Raw genomic sequence first — 23,246 nt, forward strand, 5'->3', positions numbered from 1 at the left:
GGGGCTTGCGTGAGCTTGCCCAAATTCCGCGCCCTATCGAAGAATTAGGGGTTGACGAAACTATAGGAACACCCCCCGATATCTTTGACGTAATGAAACCCACGTCGAAAGGAAAGGGAGCTAATGGGTGAATATATGAGCTCGAAAGAGGCTGCGAGTATTTGGAACACGACGCAGGCAAAGGTGACGAAATGGTGCCGCGACGGCAAACTGAAGTGCGGAACAAAGCCCTGTGAGCACGATAAACCTGGTGCGCCATGGCGCATCCGGCGAGACGCAATTCCGCCCATCACTATCAAAAACAAGCAGTAGAAAGGAATTTACCATGTACTATTATTCCAGTTTTTTTGAGTTTTTCGGCGTTGTTATTCTTGTAGTAGCCATTGTCGCTCTTGTGGCATGGATTCTTGCAATTAGCAAGCTCGTTAGCTTCGCCAACGCAAAAGGACACTCCGATGCCGGTATTCTTTGGTTCATTGGGCTATTTGCCTCGCCAATCGTGCTCGGTCTCATCGTATGCGCAATGCCAGATAAACAATCTAGCTTTTCCGAGCCAAACGACCTTCCAACGGTGTAATCATGGCAGAATCAAACTACAAAGTTATCTTCAGAGCAGACGCTCAATCCAATCAGCATCGCATCACTTGGGAAGAAAAATGCCCAATTCAACTATCAGCAGTCCAGATATCACGCGACACGACAACATCGGCGACCTTTCTCCAAGTCAAAGTTAAAAATATATCGAATGACCCCATAGTTTCGATTGCCGCAGCCTTAACTATTGAAGTGCCCGATAAACCAGATGAAGCAATGCCTCTTGAATATCTCGATACGGATATTCCCGCAGGCACCGAGAAGACGCTTAAGCCGCAACGTCTAACTCAAGCCAATATCACATCCTGCAATCTGGTGATTAGAGGAGTCGATTTTTCCAACAAAACCTGGCATTCGACAACATCGCCAAAACCGCTGCCCCAAAGACAAGCGCTAAGCCTTTCCCCGAAGGCGCGTGCCCAGCGTGCCTACGCTTTGTCGCTTGGCGAAAACGATGAAATCGTCAACGGAGCCGTTCAGAATCATAGCGGATGGTGGGTATGCGCTTGCGGACAAGCAAACATCGGGAGAGCCACTTGCTGCAAGTGCGGAATGGTAAAGGAGCGCCTGCTTGACACGGAAAACGAACAGGATTTACTCGCCGAATACAATGATCGCGTAGACGATATTTACGACCAGGCGTGCGATTTGAGCAAAGACGACGCCAGTAAGAAGGAGCTTAGAAAAGCTTCGAAACTATTCACCTCCATCAAAGACGAAAAGGACTCCGCAGAAAAAGCCAAGGGCTGCGATGAGAGAATTCAAAGCATAAGCTCAGCGCAAGGCAGGAAGATTCGGCGTGGCGTAATTACTGCGACGACAAGCGTAGTTGCGCTGGGGCTCATCATCGCACTCGGCATTTTCGTTATAGTCCCAAACGTGAAGTATGCCATAGCAGCCAATTATGCCAATTCGGGCCAATACAAAGATGCAATTGCCGCATTTGAAGAACTAGGAGACTTCAAAGACTCCCCAAAACGAGCCATACAATGCAAGGTGGATGATTGCGAAACGCAAGTGCGAAATGCCCTCGAATCAGATAACTACGATGAGGCTTACAGATGCGCACAAACACTAGCAGGGCTCGACGGCGGCTGGGATAGGCTGGAACCCATAGCGGAAACAGCTGCCAAATCTTTCATGCAGCAGCAAGATTACGGAAGAGCAGAAAAATGGTTCGCGTTCACACACAACGAGGAATCGCGTAAAACAGCGATGTACCAATACGCAACCAATCATTTGAATCACGACGACCAAGCCACCTACTTTTATTTGAAGGAACTCAGCGAAGCCAATTACAAAGACGCAGCTAGTCTTTACGACCAGCTATATTATTGGCAATTTGAATTCGGTATCTCAACCAGCGAACAGGCAAAAGACCAAAACACCTGGGAAGGAAAAAACTTTGGAAATGTGTACGCCTTCGCGAAAGCAACCAATGGTCCGCTAAGTAGCAGCAATAGCAGCGAGAAGGCGACAATCCGCATAGAGGTTAGCGCGCATTACGAAGAAACGGGAAGCAAACCAGAACGATGGGAGAGCAGTTCAGACCAATTTTCGGTCACGAGCAGCGGAAAAGTGCCATCCACTAAGTACGTCGGAATAATAGGCGGCAGCGCTGTTTATGGCGGTGCGGATTACTATAAAGTAACCTTTTTCAACAATGACACAGGAGAGTATCTAGGAGAGAAAGAAATTCAGTGCGTCAATTAAACTAGCCCCAAGAGCAAATGCTACAGAGACGCTCATACAAATAGCTTCTAGATTCACAGAGCACAATCCGCACAAAAGCATCGTCAATCCGAATTCACAACCGTAATAGCACAGGTGAAAAGCTAGCCGGATTCCTCTTCGCAAGCAATGAGGAATCCGGCTAGCTTCAGCTACAACACACCGAGCGCAATGGCCACGACGAGTAATGCAGCGGCGATTCCCATTGCGGCGAAGTCGATGCCCGAGAAGGGGTACTCCTTGAAGCCGCTTTCGCGTGTGCGCAGGTTGAAGCCGCGCACCTCGGCGGCGATGGCGGCGCTGTTCGTCTTGCGCACCGACGACACCAGAAGCGGCACGCACAGGGGAACCATGAGACGAACCTTCTTCGCAAAACCGCCGTCGAACTCCACGCCGCGCGCCGTCTGCGCCTCCATGATGTCCGCCATGTCGTTCATGAACACGGGGATGAAATGCACCGTCGACATGAAGGTGAAAGCGTACTTGTACGGAACATGCAGCACTTTGACCAGCGCATTCGCCATATCCGTGAGCTTGGTCACGTAGAACACGAGGAACAGCGGCACCGCGCAGGCCACCAAGCGCACCACGATGAGCACGGCGTTCACAACGCTCGCGGTGCCGATGTATCCCCAGGGCAGAGGCGCGAGCACGTCGCCCTGCGGCGTGAACAGAAGCGCGATCAGCGCGAGGATAACGGAGAACGCAGCGACCGCTTTTGCCAGGCCGATCGTCTGTGGGACCATCTTGCACTGCACGGCCATAACGATATCAAGCGCGATTACCACCGCCAAAAGCACGAAATTGCTCGTTGCAAAGCACGCAATGACCAGTAAAAACGCTGCCGCAAGCTTCGCTACTGGGTTCATGGTGTGCAGAAAGCTCTCGCCCGGCACGTATTCGAGGAACCCCTTCACTTGGCGCCTCCTTCCCCGCGCCCGCAAGCCTCACTCGCAAGCGCACGCTCCATGTCATCGAGCGTATTCGCGCACGCAACGGGCGACGCGGGCGAAACCGCGCCGGCCTGCGCAAGCCGCATCGACACTTCAACGACCTGCGGCGGCAGAAGATGCGCGCGAGACAGCACGTTCGCATCGCGCAGCACATCGAACGTCGCACCATCGGCAACCACTTGACCTGCGGTCATGGCAATCACTCGCGTCGCGTAGTCACCAACGACCTCCATGTCGTGGCACACCATGACGACAGTCGTGCCGCGAGCGTTCAGGTCGGAAACCACCTCCATCACCTTGGCGCACTCGCGGAAATCAAGGCCCGTCGTGGGCTCGTCGAGCACGACGATGGGCGGCTCGAGCACGATGATCGACGCGAGCGCCAAAAGCTGGCGCGTTCCACGGTTCAGAAGGAAGGGCTCGGTGTCACCATCGAAGCCGAAACGCTCGATCATCGCGTCGACCTTCACCTCAGCATCAGCGCCTGTGCGACCCTGGGCGACAAAGCCGAACAACAGCTCCTCGCGCACTGTCTTGCAGCATATCTGGCGGTCGGGGTTTTGGAACAGAAAGCCCACCTTCGAGGCAAGCTCGCTCGTCTTCAGCTGCGTCGTCGGCACCCCGTCAATCAGGACCTCGCCTGACGTCGGCGTCAACAGGCCGTTGATAAGGCGCATCGTGGTGGATTTCCCCGCGCCGTTCGTTCCCACGAAAGCGACGAAATCGCCATCGCCCACCGTGAAGCTCACGTCGCGTAAGATGGCAAGCTCCCCATCATAAGAAGCGCTCACCTGGCGAAACTCGATCATGCGCAAGCCTCCTTCCCGGAAAGCAACCCCTCGCACGCGTAAACGGCGCCCTCGACGGTGCACACCGCCGGCTCCTGAACCAGCCCGCGGGCGCGCAGCCTGTTGACGAGGCTTGTCGAGCGCGGGCAGTTCACCCCGATCTCGAGAAGCTCATTGGAATGCTCGAGCACCTCGTGGGGGGCGCCGCAAAAGCGAATCTCCCCCTCGTCGACGATGACGAGCGTATCGGCGTATTCGGATAACAGGGCGATTTTCTGCTCGACCACGATAACGGTTGTCCCATGTTCGACCGAGTAGCGCTTGAGCAGGTCGAACACGGCAACCGACGACGCGGGGTCAAGCTCGGCCGTTGGTTCATCAAGCACGAGAATCCTCGGCTTCAACGCAAGCACCGACGCGACGGCGACCTTTTGCTTTTGGCCGCCGGAAAGCTCGGCGATGCTGCGGTCGCGCAAGTCGGCAATGCCCATGGCGGCAAGCGCCTCATCGACCCGCGCGGGAATCTCGGCCTTAGGCACACCGAAGTTCTCCAGGCCATAGAGCACCTCATCTTCGACCACCGACGACACCATCTGCGAGTCGATGTCCTGGCAAACACTTCCCACCAGGCGGCTTATGTCGGTAAGCGACGCCTCGCACGTGTCGAGCCCTTCGACAAGCACGCTGCCGTAGAAATCGCCTGGGTAGCAATGCGGAATGATGCCGTTGATCGCGTAGGTGAGCGTCGACTTCCCGCTGCCCGCAGCGCCCGTGACGCCGACGAACGCGCCGTCGGGAATGACGAGGTCGATGCCCTTGAGGATGGGGTCAGCCCCCTCCCGGTAACGAAACGATAGCTGTGAGATTTCAATCATGGGGTGTCCTTCGTGGTAAGAGCGCTTCAGGCAGACGGTGCGACTAGCGCTTCAAAACCGCACGCAGGACCGGGGTGAGAATCGCGGCGAGCACCGCGTTCATCGTCGCAGTTCCAAGCACCATAACGGCGTACACCCCGAAGACGGCAAGCGGATCGAGGTGCGCAACGGCGACGCCGACGATCATCGCGAAGGTGTAGCCTGAGAACACGGTAGAGATGAAGGTGATGATAATCGGGAAGACGACGTTTTGGCAGGTCTTGTTGTCACGCGCCGCCTTGGCAAGCACGGTGACGAGAATGCCGCACACAAGCGCGCCGACCATCTCGGACGCGATGTTCACCAATGGCGTCGCGTTCAACATGGGAATCTGGCTTACCACACCGACAAGCAGGCCGATGACCACCGATTGGTAGATTTTCGGTCGCGTGAGGATGATAGCCAGGCAGTACATGGCGATCATGAAGTTCGGCTTCATGCCGGCGAAATTAAGGAAGCTCGAAACGGTGAGCTTCAGCACGGCGCCTGCCGCGATAAGCACGGCGACCAAAATAAGGTCCCGAACTGACAGGCCGTCTTTCTTCTGGTCGGTGGCGGTGGTGCGCTTCGCTGCTGCAATGTTCTCGGTCATGATTCCTCATTCCTTTCTTGGCGGTTTCCCCGCCTGTCTTCGTCCGTCCCCGGACTTTTCGGTTTGCCGGCTTGGACGCGAATGAGGAATCGCCCGGGAATCATCTCGGGTGGCAATCTGCCCGCAAAATAAAAAAATCTGTCCTTTGAGATAAAGGACAGATTCGAAATCTGCGGTGCCACCTTTATTGATTTCCCACGGGGAAACCCTCTCACGAACATGCCAACACATGTTCTGCCCTTAACGCAGGCTCACGGTCCAGATACTCAGTTGCGCGCCATGCGGCTTGCAACCTTTCCCCTTTCCCTCGGCGATCCATTTACCGCTCAGCATTTCTACGGGACTTCCAGCAACGCCCGCTCTCTGTAAGCGCTTTAACGGCTTGATCTTCGCCTCATCGGTTTCAACGTATTAAGTTGTGAATCGCACTTTAGCAGAGCGCAGTGACATGTCAAGAATTATTTTTGAATATTTCCGAAATAAAGTGCCACGAAGCATATCCCCGCGCGAATGCGTATAATCGAATTCTAGGTGCGGGAATCCGCGTGTCCGTCCGCACCGTGGTTGAATAAGGAGCACTTTTACGCCATGACGGATCAATTTAGCCGAGACCATTATCGGGACAGTCGGCAGCCTGGGGAAAATTCATCAAGAAGGCAAGCAGACTCATACACGAATCACCATACCGCCGAAAATAACGCCCGACGCTCCCCTTCGAGCAGAGGACAGGCCGGCGCTCGTCCGCGACCAGGTGGTCAGCAGCAAAACGCCCCCCGGCCGCGAGCGCATGCCGCATCACAGCAGGTAGGACGCCAATCCTCGCCGCAGCACACACCCTCGCAACGCCCTCGACAACAGGTAAGGCAAGGAGCACCTGCTGGCAATCGCGGCAACTCGGGTGCGCATCGTCCCGCAGCCCAAGGGAACGTGCGGCCCGCATCCTACAACCGATCGCGAGCGCAGGCGAACCGCAACAACCCCGCCAATGCCTCCGTCTATAACGATTACTCCCGCTACACCGAACGCCGCTCAAAGCGCCCCGGCCCTGTTGCCATCGGCGCTATGGCGGTGCTCGTTATCGCCATCGGCATTGGCGCGTTCTTTGTTTTGAACCCGCCCACTTTCGACATCACCGTCAACGGCGCGAAGCACACCGTCTCCAACGGCACGACACTCGACAAGCTCATCGATGACGGCCTCGCCTCCCCGACGGCGGGCAATCTGCTTGCCGTCGATTCGAGCGTCATCACCGAGGGCGGCGGCGACCGCTTTGCCGCGACGGTCAACGGAACCGCCACCAACGACGGGTCGAAGAAGGTCAGGAAGGGCGACAACGTCGACATCCAAAATGGCGCCGACGTCACGGAGGATTTCGACTCCTCGACCGAGGAAATCCCCTATGAACGCGTCGAGGACAACAATTACTGGAACGGCTCGCTGCATGTGTACATCGACGGGCAAAACGGCGTGCGCACTACGAAAACCGGCAAGGTATCAGGCAAAACGGTGACCGAGGACACGACCCCCGCGGTGAACGAGGAGTACAAGATCTACACCGCGAACACCGGCGACGACAAGGTGATCGCGCTCACCTTCGACGACGGTCCATGGAAGGACACGACGGCTGAGATTCTCGACGTCTTGAAGGAGAATGACGCGCACGCGACGTTCTTCACCATTGGCAAGCAAATTGCCGACCACTCTGACGTGGTGAAGCGCGCGCACGACGAGGGCCACGAGATTTGCACGCACACGTGGGATCACGCTGCCGGCAGCGGCCAAGGCGTGAACCTGACGTACATGACCGCTGATGAGCAGATTCAGGAAGTCGAGAAGGGTATTCAGGCGATCAAGGATGTCATCGGCGAAGACCCCGCCCGAATCATGCGCGCGCCCGGCGGCAACTTCAAGGGCGACATCGTTTGGACGCTGCAGCCCTACATCGATGCCGAAATTGGGTGGAACGTCGACACCGAAGACTGGCGGCGCCCGGGAGCGGACACCATCGCGAGCCGCATCATGAAGGCGAAGCCGGGAAGCGTTATCCTCATGCACGACGGCGGCGGCGACCGCTCGCAAACCGTGGAAGCGCTGAGGAAAGCTCTTCCCCAGCTGAAGCAGGAGGGCTATCGCTTCGTCACGATAAGCGAGCTTCTGCAATACGACCCGCCCGCGGATTCGAGTGTGAGCAAGTAGCGAGCTGCGAGGTTACAAGCAACATTGCCTTCGATCTCTCAGGCGGAAGGCAGTGCGCAGGCGACAATTAATACGACGCAAGACTAAGGCGGCCATCTGGGAAAACTTCTAGATGGCCGCCTTTTTCACTTAAGTCAAAATCCGCGGGCGAAAGCGCCTGAGAATGCTCGAATGGATGCGCGTGCCGATGCGGGATTGCATGCCTGACAGGCTTTTCTCCAGCAACGTTGCCGCTACTCGCCAGAAGCGTTGTGCAGCATCTCACGCGCGTGAGCAAGCGAGGCATCCGTTACGTCACCCGAGAGCATGCGCGCAATTTCGGTCGCACGATCCTCTCCCGACACGACCGAAAGCGAGGTCTCGGGCACATCCCCTTGGGTCTTGCGCACGACATAGTGGACATCGGCAGCAACAGCAACCTGAGCCAGGTGCGTGACCACGATGACCTGATGGGTCTTCGCTAAATCAGTGAGAACGGAAGCGAGAGCAACTGCCGTCGCGCCGCCAACGCCAGCGTCGACCTCATCGAAGAGAAGCGTGTCGACGCTGTCTGCCTCGCCGAGCGCCACCTTGATGGAGAGCATCACGCGGCTGACTTCACCGCCCGACGCGATGCGCGCAAGCGGTCGAGCCTGCATGCCGCTTCCCGGACGAAACATGAATTCGACCTGATGAGGGCCTTCTTTCGTCCATTTTTCGCGCGGCAGCTCGCTCACCTCGCACTCCAGGGACGCACTGCCCATTTCAAGGCGGGCCATCACCTTCGAGACAGCTCGCGCGAAACGCGGCGCCATCTTGCGGCGCGCACCATCGAGCGCCGATGCTGCTTCAGCGAGATCCCGCTCGGCAGCTTCGAGGGCTTGAGCCGCAGCACGTTCCCTCTCCTCCGCATCGTCGACGAGGGAAACCAGCTCCGCCGCCTCCTCGCGCGCGGCAATGACGTCGGAAAGTCGAGGCCCGAACGCTCGCAGAAGCCCTTGGAGCGCAGCCATTCGCTCCTGCGATTCCTCGAGCGCATCGCAATCGAATTCGACCGAGTCACGATACGACAGCGCCTCGCGCGACACATCCTCAAGAACATAGCTCGCCTCGCGCAACGAACTCGCCAAATCCGCAAGCGTCTTGTCGTAGGCAGACGCGCTCTCGAGCGCACTCGCCGCCGTGTCGAGCGCATCGATGGCGCCTCTTTCGCCAGAAAGCGACTCATAGGCGCAATTCGTCGCCGATACAAGCGACTCCGCGTTTTCCGCCTTCTCAAGACGCGCGGCAAGTTCCTCGTATTCGTGTTTGTCGGAAACACCGACCGAATCAATGCGTTGAAGCATGAAGCGCGCCTCGTCGAGCCTTGCCGTCGACGCCTCACCAGCAGCTTTTACACGCGAAAGTTCGTCGGCAGCGCGCTTCGCAGCTTCGAATGCCGAAAGGTAGGCGGCGTGCGCCTCGCTGACAGAATCCCTCGCCCAGGCATCGAGCAGGGAGAGGTGAGTCGACGGGCGCATGAGTGCTTGATGCTCGTGCTGACTGCACAAGTCGAGAGTCGGCGCGACAAGGCGGGCGATTTCCTTCGCACTTGCCATGTGTCCATTGATCGATGCGCGAGAGCGACCGTCAACGCTGACGCGGCGACAAACAACCGCCTCCCCGTCTTCGAGTTCCACCCCTTCAGGGATGTCGGCGCTATCGTCGAAGAAAAGACGTCCCTCCACCGATAGGCCTTGAGACCCTTCGCGAACTGCGGTTTTGTCTGCCCGCTCGCCCACGAGGAGCTTGCACGCCGAAAGGAGCGCCGTCTTTCCCGCTCCCGTTTCACCAGTAAGCGCGGTAAGTCCGCGAGAAGGAGAAAAGGACGCGTCCCGAATGAGCGCCACGTTACTGACATGGATTTCGTCGATCATCGCATTCTCCCTTTCCCGAACTTGCCCCGCATCGCACATCACGGTGCCGAGATAGCTTCCCTCGCGCCGTGGCGCCGCGCACCTCGACGCCTGAGGCGGCTTTCATCAAATCGCAACGCGGGGCGCCGCGTGCGGCCTGGCGGCCGAGCGTCATGTTTCTTGCCGCACAGTATACCCCATCTTTTGAGCTTGATTTCGAACAAATGTTTCCGTTTTTTCCAAAGATGCCGATACGCGCATATCGTAGTACACTAGCTTGCATTACACACGAACCCGAAGGAGTACACATGCGCGCCCTTATTCAACGCGTCACTCATGCACAAGTCGATATCGATGGCAGCACCGTCGGGTCGATTGGCACCGGGCTGCTCATCCTGCTCGGCGTCAGCACGAACGACACCGAAGCGCAGGTCGATAAGCTATGGGGCAAGATCTCGAAGATGCGCATCTTTGAAGATGAGGCTGGCAAGACGAACCTTTCCCTCGCCGACGTGTCAGGCGAGGTGCTCGTTGTATCCCAGTTCACCCTTTACGCCAGCTGCAAGAAGGGGAACCGGCCATCCTTCACCGATGCAGGTGCGCCCAACGAAGCGAATCGCCTCTATGAGCTCTTCGTTTCGCAAGCGCGCAAGGACGTTCCCCGTGTGGAAACGGGAGAATTCGGCGCGATGATGGAGGTATCGCTGGTCAACGACGGGCCCTTCACCATCTGGCTCGACACCAACGAGCTGTAAGTGAGAGAATCCCCATCGCCCACCAGCGCCTAGCTTCTGCGACTCGAACCGTAGGCTGCGTTCTTGCGATTACCAAACGCGCTCCCCTTTCGAGCGCTCCGCTTCAGCTCCTTCAAAACGTCGTCTTCGCTTGAGCCCTCGAACTGAGCTTTCAGTTGCACCACCTGATCGCGCAAGCTTGCCGCCCGCTCGAAATCCATCTCGCGCGACGCTGCCGCCATATCGTCTTCCATGCTCGAAATGACGCGAAGTACCTCTTCGCGCGACAGCGAGGCAAGCTCCTTGTTCACCTGCTCCGCCGTCGTGTTCGAAATCTCCGCCACCGCGCCCATGATGTCGCTGACCTTCTTGCGGATGGTTTGCGGCGTGATGCCGTGCTCATTGTTGTAGGCCATCTGGATAGCACGGCGGCGGCGCGTCTCGGTAATGGCCTTGTCCATGGAATCCGTCGTTTTATCGGCATACATGATGACCTGGCCATTTGCGTTTCGTGCCGCGCGGCCAATAGTCTGGATGAGCGAACGGTAGTTGCGAAGGAAACCCTCCTTGTCGGCGTCTAAAATGGCGACGAGCGACACCTCGGGCAGATCGAGCCCCTCGCGCAAAAGATTGATGCCCACAAGCGTGTCGAACTCGCCGCGCCTGAGGGCGCTAAGGATTTCGACGCGCTCGAGCGTGGCGATGTCGGAGTGCATGTAGCGCGCCTTTAGGCCCCTATCGAGAAGATGGTCGGTTAGATCCTCCGCCATCTTCTTGGTGAGCGTGGTGACAAGCGTACGCTCGTCGCGCTCGGCCCGCTCCCTCGCCTCGTCGATGATGTCGTCGATCTGGCTCGCACTTGAACGCACGATAATCTCCGGATCCAGCAAACCGGTCGGGCGAATAATCTGCTCAACCGTCTGCTGGCTCACCTTTTCCTCGTAATCGCCCGGCGTCGCGGACACGTAGACGAACTGCGGGACGCGGTCCTCGAACTCGTCGAAGCGCAACGGGCGATTATCCAGGCAGCTCGGAAGGCGGAAACCATGCTCGGCAAGCGTGATCTTGCGCGAGCGGTCGCCTTCATGCATGCCGCGGATTTGCGGCACCGTGACATGGCTCTCATCGATGATGCACAGGAAGTCTTTCGGGAAGTAATCGATAAGCGTATAAGGAGGTTCGCCCGGGGCGCGGCCGTCGAGATGGCGCGAGTAGTTCTCGATTCCCGAGCAGAAGCCCATCGTCTCGATCATTTCCAAGTCGTAGTTCGTGCGCATCTCAAGACGCTGCGCCTCGAGGAGCTTGCCTTCCTCCTTGAACTGCTGCAACCGCTCGCGCAGCTCGTCTTGGATCGTTCCGATCGCTCGATCGAGCTTCGGACGAGCGGTAACGTAGTGGGAAGCCGGCCAGATGGGAAGCGCTTCGTACTCGTTGAGAACCTCGCCCGTAACGTTGTCGATCTCGGCGATCGTCTCCACCTCGTCGCCCCAGAATTCCACGCGGATGGGATTGTCGGCATACGGCGGGAACACATCGAGCGAGTCGCCGCGAACGCGGAAGGTGCCGCGTTTGAGCTCGTAATCGTTGCGGTCGTATTGAATATCAATCAGCTCGTGGATGACATCGTCGCGCTCGGCCGGTTTCTCCTTGTCAAGAAAGACGGCCATCCCCGCATAATCCATCGGGCTGCCGATGCCGTAGATGCAGCTCACCGAGGCAACCACGATGCAATCGCGGCGCGAGAGCAAGGCCGACGTGGCCGCATGGCGCAGCTTTTCGACCTCTTCGTTAATCGAGGCGTCCTTTTCAATGAACGTGTCGGAGGAGGGAACATACGCCTCGGGCTGATAGTAGTCGTAGTAGGAAACGAAGTAAACTACCGAGTTGTTCGGGAAGAACTCTTTAAGCTCGCTTGCAAGCTGCGCAGCAAGCGTCTTGTTGGGAGCTAAAACAAGCGTGGGCTTCTGAACTGCTTCGATGGTTTTCGCCATGGTGAACGTCTTGCCTGAACCCGTCACACCCAAAAGCGTCTGGTAGCGCATGCCCTCTTCGATGCCGCGCGCGAGCTCGGCGATTGCTTTGGTTTGATCACCTGCCGGCTCATACGGAGACACAACCTGAAACGGCGTATTGGACAGGCGGACCTCGGGCAGCTTGCCCTCCATTTCAAGGCCTTCGATATTTTGAAGATGTGTCGACATCAGAGCACCACGTCCTTCGCCGGAAGGATACGCAATTTCGCGACCCCGCGCCCGGCTTCAAAAAAACTAGCCTTCCCTTGTTTCGGGAAGGCTAGTCTATCATAGAATCATTATTAGAACAAGTGTTCGAACTCTAAATCGTCTTCTCGTACTCTTTCCACCAGTTCAGCATCTTGTCGCGCAGCACTTCCGGCGTGCTGTCGTTGCTGAAGACGACGTCTGCGGCCTCGATGCGATCGGCGTCCGTAATCTGGCGAGCGATACGACGTCGCACGTCAACCTCGGAGAACCCCGAAGCCACCGCTCGCTCGACGCGCAGCTCAAGCGGTGCGATGATGGCAATCACCACATCGGCGCAATAGGCAAGCGACCCCTGGCGATTCTTGAACACGGACTGCTCGACTACAACGGCCTTGTTTCCCTGGCGCGCGAACTCATCGAGACGGTCGGAGAAGAGCTCCTCAATGCGAGGAAGCGTGATGCGGTTGAGCTTGCGCGTTTCGGCAGGCGATGCGAAGGCCTTCGCTGCGAGCTTCTTGCGATCAATCTGGCCGTCTTCCCCGAAGACATCGTCCCCGAAAGTCTCGCGAATCTCGTCTTTCACCGTATCCCAAGCGAGCACCTCATGCCCAACATGATCCAAATCGACATAAGGAAGCCCCTGCTCAACGAGGGCTTTTCTGGCTGTAGACTTGCCAGCGCCCATACCACCGATGATGAACAGCTTTTTCATGACTTGCCTCCTCGAACGTTTGCCACCCTCCGTATACCATAATACACGTATTGACGTCTCATGGGGCAAAAGCCGCACGCCCCGCTAAGCAAGATTGCGATTGGGCAAGTCATCCAGGAGAAGCGTTCGCCCTACCCCATCTTCCATCGAATGGCATGCTTTTGGATTTTCTCCACGATCACGTTCACGATTAGCACGACAACAGCCATCTCGAATATGCCCGCGAACACCTTCGCGTAGTCACCGTAGTGCGTGAAGAGGTTGATCCAGTGGCCCATGCCGTAGTTAGACCCGACCGCTTCGGCGAACACAAGCATCATGAACGCGATGATGACGTTCACTTTGAGCGCATCGACATATGCGGGAAGAGCACTTGGCAGCAAGATTTCCATAACCATCTTCGAGCCGCTGATTCCAAGGGTGCGCGCCGAGTCGACGATGTTCTCATTCACTTGGGAGACCGAGATGATGGTGCTCAGGAACACGCAAAGAAAAATCGCAAGTCCCACAAGCGTAACCGAGGTCAGCTCGAAGGCGGGCAGAATGATAACGACGTAAGGCGCATAGACCATAGGCGGAATAGGCGCCAGGATTCGAGCGATGGGGAAGAAAAAGGTTTTAAGGCGAGGATGCCACCCAACGAACAAGCCAAGCAGAATGCCAGCCGTCGTGCCAATGACGAAACCGACGATGAGGATGCCCGTCGAATAACCTGCGTTTATAAGCATTTCCTGCCAATTCGCGGGGAAGACCGCGAAGACATTTTCAGGTGCGGGGAAGATAACCACATTCATCAGCTTCAGTTTCGCCGTGACCACCTCCCACACCAAAAGGACAGCCCAGAGAAAGGCGATGACTTCCCCTGCGTGGCGGTTAATCGTGCCGCGTCTCCAGTGGTAGACCTGAAGCGACACGAACAGCACCTCGATAATCGCAATGGCCACGCAAAACGCTACCGGGCCTTTCGTCTTAAGGACACCGGGCATGGCAATGGTCGCATACAGTGCGATGAGGACCACATGCGACAAGATAAACGCCGGATTAAACAGTTCCCTAAGCTTCATGTGCGTCCTCCTGGTCAACATCGAGCGAGAACAATTCCAAAAGCTCGCGACGGAGCTCGCCGAAGCGCGGGTTTTCCGCCAAGGACGCCGCATCTCTGCTTCGGGGAAGATCGACATCGATTATCTTCGTGATTTCCCCTGGTCGCATGAAGAAAATACGATCAGACAGCAAAATGGCCTCATCGATATCGTGCGTTACGAACACAACGGTTTTACGGTGCTCGCCACTGTCCCACAGCTCGAGAAGCATCTCTTGAAGCTGAGAGCGCCTATGCTGATCGAGCGCGCCGAACGGCTCGTCGAGAAGCAAGATGTCGCTGTCGAGGGCCAAAGCACGCGCAATGGCGACGCGCTGCTTCATGCCGCCTGAAAGCTGATAAGGATACAGGTCGGCTGCATGGCTCATTCCCACATTCTTCAACGCGAGGGCAGCACTTTGCCTCGCCTCCGATTTGCTCAGTTCAGGATGAGCCTGGCGAATGCCGTATTCGACGTTTTTGATCGCCGTCTTCCAGGGAAACAGCGAATACTGCTGGAACACGACGGCGCGATCAAGCCCCGGCCCTTCAATCGGCTTCCCGTTAAGCGTCAACTCCCCTGAGGTAATCGGAGACAAGCCCGAGATGAGCCTGAGAAGGGTTGTTTTCCCACAACCGGAATGCCCGACAACGCAGACGAACTCGCCGTCTTCAATGCAGAAATTCAAATCATGCAGCGCCGTAAAACCGTCGGCGTAATCATACGAAAGGTCTTTTGCTTCGATTCTTCCCACAAACGCTCCTTGATTCTTCGAATTCGCACAATTAAGCCCCCGCAACCTCAACGGCGATGCGGGGGCACAAGGCGCAACTACATGCTGTAAGCGTACGTGGTGTTTTCCTTGGGATAGCGCTCCTTCATTTCCTTCCAGAGCTTCTCGTCGGGCTCGCGCTCGGAAAGCACATCGAGGGCGGCAACGTATGCCTCGTTGTAGAAGAAGTCATCGAGCTCGTAAGGAGTTTCCGGATCGATGAAACCGCAGGTCTTGTAGTCTTCGTAGTAGGTCTTGATGTAGTCGACCTGGGGATCCATAACGATTTCCATGGCGGTACGGAAGCTGTCGGTACCGTAGTAGACCGCCTCCAAGGACTCAGCGTCGACGCCGGTGAAGGCCGCAAGATTCTTCACCGTCTGCTCCTTGTTTTCCTTGAACAGCTTATAACCGCGCAGCTCTGCGACCATGAACTGGGTGAGCGCGTAATTATGCTCGGTTACCATAGCCTTGTTCACCGTCATGCGGCAGCAGGGGTACTTGCCGACGAGGTCCTCATTGTACGCGGCAATCTTGAGCCCCGACTTAACGGCGATCATGTACACGGGAACACCGTTGAAAATGGCGACATCGGCCGTGCCTTTGAGCACGTTTTCGCAGCCAACCGACATGCTCTCGGTGTAGATGACCTTATAGTCCTCGCCGCGTTTAAGGCCGCTGTTGAGCAGCAAGGCTTCGATGACGATAAGCTCGGAGTCTGCCTGGATACCACAAATGGTAAGGCCCTTGAAGTCCTCTGCCGATTTGAGTGTGATGTCGGAATCGGGGGCAACGGCGCACACGCCGCCTTCAGACATAATGCCACCCGCCATGTAAAGATTCTCCTCACCTGCGGCGATGCGATTCAAAGCGAGGTTCATGGCGACAACCATGTCAAGATCGTTGGTCGCTACAGAAGAATACGCGGTGCCCATGTCCTCGACGATCGTCAAATCCACGATAGCGTTTTCGTCATCGAAGTAGCCTTCCTGATAGGCGTTGATCACGGCAACGGGGTTGGGATTGCCCTTGGTCATTCCCAAGCGAATGGTGTACTCATCGCTGCCCACCTTGGAGGTGTCGAGCGGAGTATGATCGACGCCGTCGGCCCCCACAAAAGCGGAATCGGCTTTGGTGTCGGAAGCGTTATTGGACGTGCCAGAGCCTGAGGAGCATCCAGCAAGACCCGCGGACAAAGAAGCTGCAACTACTGCGCTGCCGGCAAGAAATGAGCGGCGGCTAATCGACCGAACCATAAATCCTCCTTTATAAAACCAACAGAAAAAATCAACGGTCGAATAGTAACAGAACTAATGCTTTATTTAGCCGACTATTTAGTTTTTACTACTAGTTGCTTCGGTTGATGCATCGATGATGTCTGCTATTTGCGAAGCCGATAAGCAGTCGTGTAGGGAGAATTCCCGCATCTGCGATTCTCGGTCGCTAGGTTTTTGCCTCGTTCCATACAGGCTAAGAAGACCATCGCGCTCCTTCTTTTCGGCGGTGACAGCGGTGGGCGCCCGCCCGCTTTCTCCCCAATTCCGCACCCCCCAATACAAAAAAAGGAACCCGCCAGATGACGGGTTCCTTCATGTTCGCGTTATGCGAGTTGGAGCTATTCGGCTTCCTGCTCCTCGGCGGGCTTGTCAGCCTTCTTCTCGCGCTTCTTGGCCGGCTTTTCCTCGACCTGGACGGACTCGTCCACTTCGATCTCGTAGCCGAGCTCTTCAGCGGCAGCCTTCATGGACAGGGAGATGCGACGACGCTCGGGGCTGATCTCCATGACCTTCACCTTGACGTCCTGGCCAGGCTTGACGACCTGAGCCGGGGTGTCGATGTGGCGCATAGCCATCTCGGAGATGTGCACCAGGCCCTCGATGCCGTTGCCGAGCTCGATGAACGCGCCGAACGGAACGATCTTGGTGACCTTGCCGTCGACGATGGAGCCGACCGGGTACTCCTCGACGAGCTTGACCCACGGATCTTCCGTGGTCTGCTTGAGGCCGAGGGAGATGCGCTCGCGCTGCAGGTCGACGTCGAGAACCTCGACCTCGACCTCGTCGCCAACCTTGACGACCTCGGACGGATGGTTGACATGGTTCCAAGAGAGCTCGGAGATGTGAACCAGACCGTCGATACCGCCGAGATCGACGAATGCGCCGAAGTCGACGATGGAGGAAACGGTGCCCTTGAGACGCATGCCCTTGGAAAGCTTGGACAGGATCTCGGCGCGCTCGTTCTTGCGGCCTTCCTCAAGCAGCACGCGGCGGGAAAGCACGACGTTGTTGCGGTTGCGATCCATCTCGATGACGCGGGCTTCGATCTCGGTGCCCAGGTACATGTCGAGATCCTTCACGCGGCGAAGGTCCACGAGGGATGCGGGCAAGAAGCCACGAAGGCCGATGTCGAGGATGAGGCCGCCCTTGACGACTTCGATGACCTCGCCGGTGACCGTTTCGCCGGCCTTGAACTTCTCTTCGACGCTGATCCAGGCGCGCTCGTACTCGGCACGCTTCTTGGAGAGGATCAGGCGACCGTCCTTGTCTTCCTTCTGAAGAACGAGAGCTTCGATCTTGTCGCCAAGGCTGACGATCTCAGAGGGATCGGCATCCTTGCGGATGGAGAGCTCGCGAACGGGGATAACGCCCTCGCTCTTGAATCCGATGTCGACGAGCACCTCGTCGTGCTCAATCTTCACCACGGTGCCGTCGACGAGATCGCCCTCGTCAAAGTCGGTCAGCGTGCCATCGATCATCTTGTTCATTTCCTCGTCGGAAATGTCGGTGAAGTCGATGACGGAAGTGTTCTTAATTTCGGTCAAAACGGACCCCTTTCGAACCTTCAAATTCCGGGGACCCTTCGCCATGATTGATTGCTTACGTGTAAACCATGTTCGTACGTAGTGGAACCGACCTGCCCGAAGGCTGCTCGGCCGCGCAAAAAACATGTCTCGGGGGCCAACATTACTTACTGCCTATGGGTTTTCCCATAAGCTTGGCTAGTATACCACGCGCCGACGCGCCTCAGCGAGACGAAATTCCAAGGTTCGCGAATGCACAAAAAGAGCCGACAACCGCACATTCGATGCAGTTGCCGGCCCTTAAAGCCTTGGCGTCGGAATCGGCCGCCTCAAACCCCAAGCGCTACGGCGGGCAGCACAGAAGCTTGAAACGCAATACCGTTTCCTTTACGCCTCCTTCTTGCGAAGGCGCGGGAAGGTAAACGCGATGACCGCCGCGATGAGCATCGTCACGCCGACGATGCCGAAGGAATTGCCCACAACGCCCGTCGCGTCGATGAGCATGCCGGCAAGCCAGGGGCCGAGGTAGCGGCCGACGACGTTGACCGTGCCGATGAAACCCGTGCCTGTGGCGCGGATGTCGTCGGTGTAGTACTCGCCTGCCGTGGTCATGATGACCGTGATGACGCTCGTCGTCGCAGAGATGATCGCGACGAAGATCCAGCAGATCATAAGCGAGGGCGAAGGCGTGTTCGTCAGGTAGAAGAAGTAGGCCAGACCGAAGATGCCGGAGAGCGCGACCACCGCAGCGATGACGTTCTTGCGCTCGACATGGTCGGAGAGCGTGCCCAGGATAAGCTCGCAGATGATGGTCAGGATGCCGCCCCAGGTGATAGCGAGCGACGCAGAGGCCAAATCGAAGCCGGCAGACTGGATGGACGCCACGTAGTACTGGGTCGCCGCCATGTAACCGACCTGATAGACGATGTAGAAGATACCGAAGTGCCAGGAAATCGGCATCTTGAGCACGCGCTTGAGCGCCTCACCTGCGCCGACCTTGCCCGTCTTCTGGTCCTCGAGCTTCGGCGCGGGAGCGGCCTGGGTGCCTGCAGGAGCACCATAAGGTGCAAGACCCTTCTCCTCGGGTCCTTCGCGGAAGAACATCGCCACGAAGACCGTGATCACAGCGAACACGATGCCGAAGATGACGTAGGTCCACTGCCAGCCCATCGCACCGATGATGAGCGGCGCGATGATGCCTAAGATAATCGCCGAGAAGTTCGCGCCCGGCGTGATGAGGCTCATGCCGAAGCCACGGCGATGCGGGGCGAACCAGCGAGAGACGATTTTCGGCAGGATGGCCATGAGCAGGCCAGCCGTGCCGACGCCCGCGATAGCCCAGGTGCCGATCGCAACCGGCAGCCCGTACTGGGCGAAGAAGCCGAACAGCAGCGCGCCGACGGAGGCAAGTCCACAGGCAATGGTCATCGCCCAGCGGGTGCCGATCTTGTCGCCGAGCATACCCCACACGATGGACAAGCCCGCGTAGAAGATCATGAACACCGAGGTGATGAGGCCGACATCGGCGTAGCTCACACCGAGCGTCTGACGAATCGGCTCGAGCGCGACCGCGGGAAGTCGCTGGCAGCTCAAGACGATGGCCTGCGTTAAGAAGCCACCAAGGCAAATGACGAATGCGTAATGGAGGCCGTTCCCCTTTTTCGACGGGGCAGTATCTTCAATGGTTTGAAGCATTACCGTCTTCCTTTCTAAAACAACAGTCGAATCGAATCAATGCGATCGACCGGCGAAAGCGTCCCCTTATGACGCGCTACCGCCGAGCGAGCGCAGTTTCGTGAATAAAAGTCCCCTTTTCGCCCTCCTCCTTTCCTTTTTCATCTCGAGGTACGACGCCTTCTTCTCCGTCGCCTCTTCGTTGAACCTCGCGTGCGCCTCGCCTCCGACCTCGGCTTCGAGCTCGGCGGCGCGGGCGAGCTTCTCCTCGTCCTCAATGAGGGAAGCCGCCTTCTTCTTGCGGTCGGCGGGCACGTATATGTCAACCCCATAGTTCTTGTCCTTGCTCATGGGGATTGCCATCGCTGCAATGGGGTGGTTCATCTTCGTCGTTCCGCGGTCGATGCCGTAAAGCGGGATTCCCGCTTTACGAAACAGGTACGCCATTCCGTCGTATTGCCAGGTCATCTTGATATTCGTGAGAAACGTCCAAGTGGTTTTCTCGAACTCGGCAAGGTCGACCATAGTGGTGAACCCTTGTCTTTTTTGAGGCATAGAACCTCCTTCGCACCTCAGGGCGCGTCATATGGAAATGCTGGGTTTTGCTGTTTGGGGAGTGCGCGGCCCGTCTAAGCGAGGGAAACGGACCGCGCAGGTGAGGGATGGATAATCGCTATGGGATGCCCTACGGCATGAAGCAGCACACCTTGTGCTCGCCAAGGTCGGCCAAGCGCTTCGAGACATCCTCAACGGGAACGATCTCGATGCACTTCGCCAGGCAGTGCAACTCGCACAGCGGCACTTTGCCGGCCTCGCGGCGCTCGGCGCACAGATCGCACGCCCGGGAAGGCACGGGAACATAGTCCCATTCCCACTTGCCGCCGATCTTGTTCGGGCCGATCTGCTCGACCTTCATGCCCCACTCTTCGGCGCCAAGGCCTTTCTCCTTCGCGCAGGAAACAACGCAGGACTCGCATCCGGTGCAGTACTTGTAATCGATGATCATCGCATGTTGCATGTTGCACACCCCCTAATCCTTCATGCTGTCGACGCGAGTGATGGAGCAAATGCCGTTCTTGTACGGCGCGCCGTATCCGGTGACGCCGACGCTCTCATGTGGGATGAGGTTGTTGGCGTTCGCGTCGAACACACCGAAGAGGTTGGGCGCCTCGCCGTCTTGCTCGGGGAACCACCAGGCATGTTCCACGTGCACGGTCTTCTCGTTGACCTCGTAGGTGAGGTGCGCCTTCTGCGTGCACTTGCCGAACATGGTGTCGACGCGCACCCAATCGCCCTCGCGGATGCCGTACTTCTCGGCCGTGGCCGGGTTGATAGTCACGAGCGGATCGGGGTGCAGCGCACGCAGCGAGGGAACCTGTCGGTGCTCGGAGTGGAAAGCGCTGATGTGGCGGCCGCCCGTGGTGTAGACGAGCGGGTACTTCTCCACGACCTCAGACGGTTGGGACACAGGACTGTAGTCAGGTTCCTCGAAGTAGGGGACCGGCTTCTCGTCATAGGCCTCGAGCACGTAGGAGTACAGCTCCACGCGGCCGGTGACCGTCTGAAAGCCGGGCTGCCCGTCGTCGCGCAAATCGCCCGTCTCGTACTTGCGATACTTGTAATCGGCCTGGATGACGGACCTCTCGCGCAGCTCCTCGATGCCGTAGCCGTAGTTCTCCTTCAGCTTGGTGTCGAAGAAGTCGTCGATCGTGGTGAAGTCCCCCCAGATTTCGGGGCGCATGCGCTTGCCCATGTCGACCAAGATCTCGAGGTCGCTTTTCGTGTTGGGGTTCTCCACCGCGGTGTTCATAGCGCCCACGAAGTGCTGGTTGCGCCCGTAGTTCGGCGTGACCAGGCCGTCGTGCTCGGCGAAGGTCGAAAGCGGCAGGACCAAATCGCACAGGCCCATGATGGTCGGAGTCATGAAGATATCCTGCGCCACGATGAAATCGAGATCCTTCATCGCCGCATACCAACGCTGCGGCTGGTCGGCCATGCAGGCGAGCGGGTTCGAGCCGATAAGCCAGCACATGCGCAGCGGGTAATACTCGGGATAATCCTTGTACATGCCTTCGAGCCAGTTCAAAAGCGTGTCGCCCTGAACGCCGCCCATGGCAGCGCCCGTGTTGAACATGCGGTACTTGCCCGTGGGGTCGACGATATGCTTCTCCGCCATGCCCTCGGTGAGCGTGTCGGACATGTCGTAGCGCCACTGGCCGATGAAACTCGTGGGCTTCGTGATGGTGATGCCGCCGGGCACATCGATGTAGCCGCAAATGGCGCAGATAGCCATGAAGCACTGGGCCGCCTGCGTGGACTGCTTGGATTGGTCAAGCGCAACGCCCCAGGTCGCAGTGGAAGGTGCGTTCGTCGCGAAGGCACGCGCGGCCCCCACGAGTTGCTCGGGATCGACCCAGGAAACCTCCTCGACCTTCTCAGGCGTCCAAGGCTTTACCGCCTCGGCGAGCTCCTCGAAGCCGTAGCACCACTTCTCGACGAAATCGTGATCGTAGAGGTCCTCGGAGATGATGACGTTCAAAAAGCCCATGCCGACTGCGGCGTCGGTGCCAGGGCGCAGCTGCAGATGGTATTCCGAGTGCGCACCGAGCCAGGTCAGGCGCGGGTCGACGGTGATGATTTTCGCGCCGCGCTTCATGATGTCGATGATGCTGTGGCCGAAGAACCCATCGGGGCTCGAGTAGAGCGGATCTTTGCCCCACACCATGATGTACTTCGGGCAAACCCAGCGCGGATCGTCATAGCGGTCGGGGAAAAACTGCGCGGAGTCGATTTCGGGCACGCCTGCACCCAGCAGGTAGTTCACGATGGTAGCGCGCGGGCCGTAGCATGCCTCGCCCGAGAACGGGTAGGTCGATGCACCGTTTGGCGTGTTCATGATGGCAGGACCATACACCGGGGCGTAAAGCGTCGACTCGCGACCCGTGCCCGTCAGCGTGAAGATGCACTCGGCGCCGTAGTTCTCCTGGAAGCCGCGAATCTTCTCCTCGAGCAAATCGTAGGCCTCATCCCAAGAGATTTTCTCCCACGTGTCCTTGCCGCGATCTTCGCGGGCGCGCTTCATGGGGCTTAGCAGACGGTCTTTGTGATAGACGACCTCATCGAGCGCGATGCATCTCGGGCACAGACGGCCCTGCGTGATCGGATGGCTCGGGTCGCCCTCCACCTTCACGATCTTGCCATCCTTCACATGAATGAACATGCCGCATCCAACCGGATGGTCTCCCGGAGGCGACCACGCACAGGTGCGGACTTTCAATACCCCGTCTTCTTCGGTGATGAATGGCTTGCACGAAGCGCAAGTTTCTCCCATTACACTCCCCCTCCTTCGTCGGTTTCACGAAGGCCTCGCCAGACCCTCGCGTCGTTTCGAGCGACCCGAACTCTACGCTTCGGGAATCGGGGGGAGAAAGACCCGTCGCGGGGCGTTTCGGGCATTCCCCACTCGGCGGGGTACAAACCCCCCACAATAGGGGGTCTCACTCCCCCCTATGGGTCTCACCTGGGGAAAGGAAGTGAGGTATGCTGCATAAGGAAAAAGGAGGGAAAACTATGTCGTGCTACACCTGCACGCACTGCAACAAGTGCGG

20 protein-coding genes are annotated in these 23,246 nt (G+C 57.7%); 5 read left to right on the forward strand and 15 right to left on the reverse strand.

Annotated elements, in window-relative coordinates; translation table 11 throughout:
* Window positions 1-123 precede the first annotated feature (123 nt).
* The 3 genes from Q0G85_RS05445 to Q0G85_RS05455 are packed head-to-tail and all read left to right on the forward strand — an operon-like array spanning window position 124 to window position 2,307.
* Window positions 124-312: a helix-turn-helix domain-containing protein gene (locus tag Q0G85_RS05445; protein WP_297155480.1), complete on the forward strand. Its 189-nt coding sequence runs from the start codon at window positions 124-126 to the stop codon at window positions 310-312.
* 13 nt (window positions 313-325) lie between these two features.
* Window positions 326-577: a hypothetical protein gene (locus tag Q0G85_RS05450; RefSeq protein ID WP_297155483.1), complete on the forward strand. Its 252-nt coding sequence runs from the start codon at window positions 326-328 to the stop codon at window positions 575-577.
* A gap of 2 nt (window positions 578-579) precedes the next feature.
* Window positions 580-2,307 carry a hypothetical protein gene (locus Q0G85_RS05455; RefSeq protein ID WP_297155485.1) on the forward strand — a complete coding sequence of 576 codons (1,728 nt, stop codon included), beginning with the start codon at window positions 580-582 and terminating at the stop codon, window positions 2,305-2,307.
* Window positions 2,308-2,477: 170 nt separating this feature from the next.
* Here Q0G85_RS05455 and Q0G85_RS05460 read toward each other — a convergent pair whose 3' ends face one another.
* The 4 genes from Q0G85_RS05460 to Q0G85_RS05475 are packed head-to-tail and all read right to left on the reverse strand — an operon-like array spanning window position 2,478 to window position 5,572.
* The gene (locus Q0G85_RS05460; RefSeq protein ID WP_297155487.1) at window positions 2,478-3,242 is read right to left on the reverse strand and encodes an energy-coupling factor transporter transmembrane protein EcfT; all 765 of its coding nucleotides are present in this window, start codon (window positions 3,240-3,242) and stop codon (window positions 2,478-2,480) included.
* Entirely contained in the window at window positions 3,239-4,087 is an 849-nt protein-coding gene (locus Q0G85_RS05465) for an energy-coupling factor ABC transporter ATP-binding protein (RefSeq protein WP_297155489.1), read from the reverse strand. The genes Q0G85_RS05460 and Q0G85_RS05465 overlap by 4 nt, the downstream gene beginning before the upstream one ends.
* Complete coding sequence (locus Q0G85_RS05470) at window positions 4,084-4,941, reverse strand: energy-coupling factor ABC transporter ATP-binding protein (RefSeq protein ID WP_297155491.1); 858 nt, start codon at window positions 4,939-4,941, stop codon at window positions 4,084-4,086. The genes Q0G85_RS05465 and Q0G85_RS05470 overlap by 4 nt, the downstream gene beginning before the upstream one ends.
* A gap of 43 nt (window positions 4,942-4,984) precedes the next feature.
* Window positions 4,985-5,572, reverse strand: a complete 588-nt coding sequence (locus tag Q0G85_RS05475) for a tryptophan transporter (RefSeq protein ID WP_297155493.1) — start codon at window positions 5,570-5,572, stop codon at window positions 4,985-4,987.
* A gap of 927 nt (window positions 5,573-6,499) precedes the next feature.
* Here Q0G85_RS05475 and Q0G85_RS05480 point away from each other — a divergent pair.
* The gene (locus Q0G85_RS05480) at window positions 6,500-7,768 is read left to right on the forward strand and encodes a polysaccharide deacetylase family protein (RefSeq protein ID WP_297155495.1); all 1,269 of its coding nucleotides are present in this window, start codon (window positions 6,500-6,502) and stop codon (window positions 7,766-7,768) included.
* Between the two features lie 233 nt (window positions 7,769-8,001).
* Here the strand turns inward: Q0G85_RS05480 and recN are convergent, their stop codons facing one another.
* A complete protein-coding gene (recN, locus tag Q0G85_RS05485) occupies window positions 8,002-9,663 on the reverse strand; it encodes a DNA repair protein RecN (protein WP_297155496.1) in 1,662 nt (553 codons plus the stop codon).
* Window positions 9,664-9,950: 287 nt separating this feature from the next.
* On the opposite strand from recN, the gene dtd reads away from it, so the two are divergent.
* Window positions 9,951-10,397 carry a D-aminoacyl-tRNA deacylase gene (dtd, locus tag Q0G85_RS05490; RefSeq protein ID WP_297155497.1) on the forward strand — a complete coding sequence of 149 codons (447 nt, stop codon included), beginning with the start codon at window positions 9,951-9,953 and terminating at the stop codon, window positions 10,395-10,397.
* Window positions 10,398-10,426: 29 nt separating this feature from the next.
* Here dtd and uvrB read toward each other — a convergent pair whose 3' ends face one another.
* From uvrB to Q0G85_RS05540, 10 genes are all read right to left on the reverse strand, one after another.
* Window positions 10,427-12,577, reverse strand: coding sequence for an excinuclease ABC subunit UvrB (gene uvrB, locus Q0G85_RS05495; protein ID WP_297155499.1), 2,151 nt, complete (start codon window positions 12,575-12,577; stop codon window positions 10,427-10,429).
* 133 nt (window positions 12,578-12,710) lie between these two features.
* Complete coding sequence (gene coaE / locus Q0G85_RS05500; RefSeq protein WP_297155501.1) at window positions 12,711-13,310, reverse strand: dephospho-CoA kinase; 600 nt, start codon at window positions 13,308-13,310, stop codon at window positions 12,711-12,713.
* Window positions 13,311-13,441: 131 nt separating this feature from the next.
* A complete protein-coding gene (locus tag Q0G85_RS05505) occupies window positions 13,442-14,374 on the reverse strand; it encodes an ABC transporter permease (RefSeq protein ID WP_297155503.1) in 933 nt (310 codons plus the stop codon).
* The gene (locus Q0G85_RS05510; protein ID WP_297155505.1) at window positions 14,364-15,146 is read right to left on the reverse strand and encodes an ABC transporter ATP-binding protein; all 783 of its coding nucleotides are present in this window, start codon (window positions 15,144-15,146) and stop codon (window positions 14,364-14,366) included. The genes Q0G85_RS05505 and Q0G85_RS05510 overlap by 11 nt, the downstream gene beginning before the upstream one ends.
* Before the next feature lie 77 nt (window positions 15,147-15,223).
* Window positions 15,224-16,420: an ABC transporter substrate-binding protein gene (locus tag Q0G85_RS05515; RefSeq protein WP_297155508.1), complete on the reverse strand. Its 1,197-nt coding sequence runs from the start codon at window positions 16,418-16,420 to the stop codon at window positions 15,224-15,226.
* A 359-nt stretch (window positions 16,421-16,779) separates the two neighbouring features.
* Window positions 16,780-17,985, reverse strand: a complete 1,206-nt coding sequence (rpsA, locus tag Q0G85_RS05520) for a 30S ribosomal protein S1 (RefSeq protein WP_297155510.1) — start codon at window positions 17,983-17,985, stop codon at window positions 16,780-16,782.
* A gap of 366 nt (window positions 17,986-18,351) precedes the next feature.
* Window positions 18,352-19,659, reverse strand: a complete 1,308-nt coding sequence (locus Q0G85_RS05525) for a nitrate/nitrite transporter (RefSeq protein ID WP_297155512.1) — start codon at window positions 19,657-19,659, stop codon at window positions 18,352-18,354.
* Window positions 19,660-19,725: 66 nt separating this feature from the next.
* A complete protein-coding gene (locus Q0G85_RS05530) occupies window positions 19,726-20,193 on the reverse strand; it encodes a hypothetical protein (RefSeq protein ID WP_297155514.1) in 468 nt (155 codons plus the stop codon).
* 130 nt (window positions 20,194-20,323) lie between these two features.
* On the reverse strand, window positions 20,324-20,656 hold the full coding sequence (locus Q0G85_RS05535) for an oxidoreductase (RefSeq protein WP_276997777.1): 333 nt from the start codon (window positions 20,654-20,656) through the stop codon (window positions 20,324-20,326).
* A 12-nt stretch (window positions 20,657-20,668) separates the two neighbouring features.
* Window positions 20,669-22,969, reverse strand: coding sequence for a molybdopterin-dependent oxidoreductase (locus Q0G85_RS05540; RefSeq protein ID WP_297155516.1), 2,301 nt, complete (start codon window positions 22,967-22,969; stop codon window positions 20,669-20,671).
* Window positions 22,970-23,246: the final 277 nt, after the last annotated feature.

It is taken from the genome of uncultured Ellagibacter sp. (assembly GCF_934617235.1).
In the GTDB taxonomy this organism is placed as follows: Bacteria; Actinomycetota; Coriobacteriia; order Coriobacteriales; family Eggerthellaceae; genus Ellagibacter.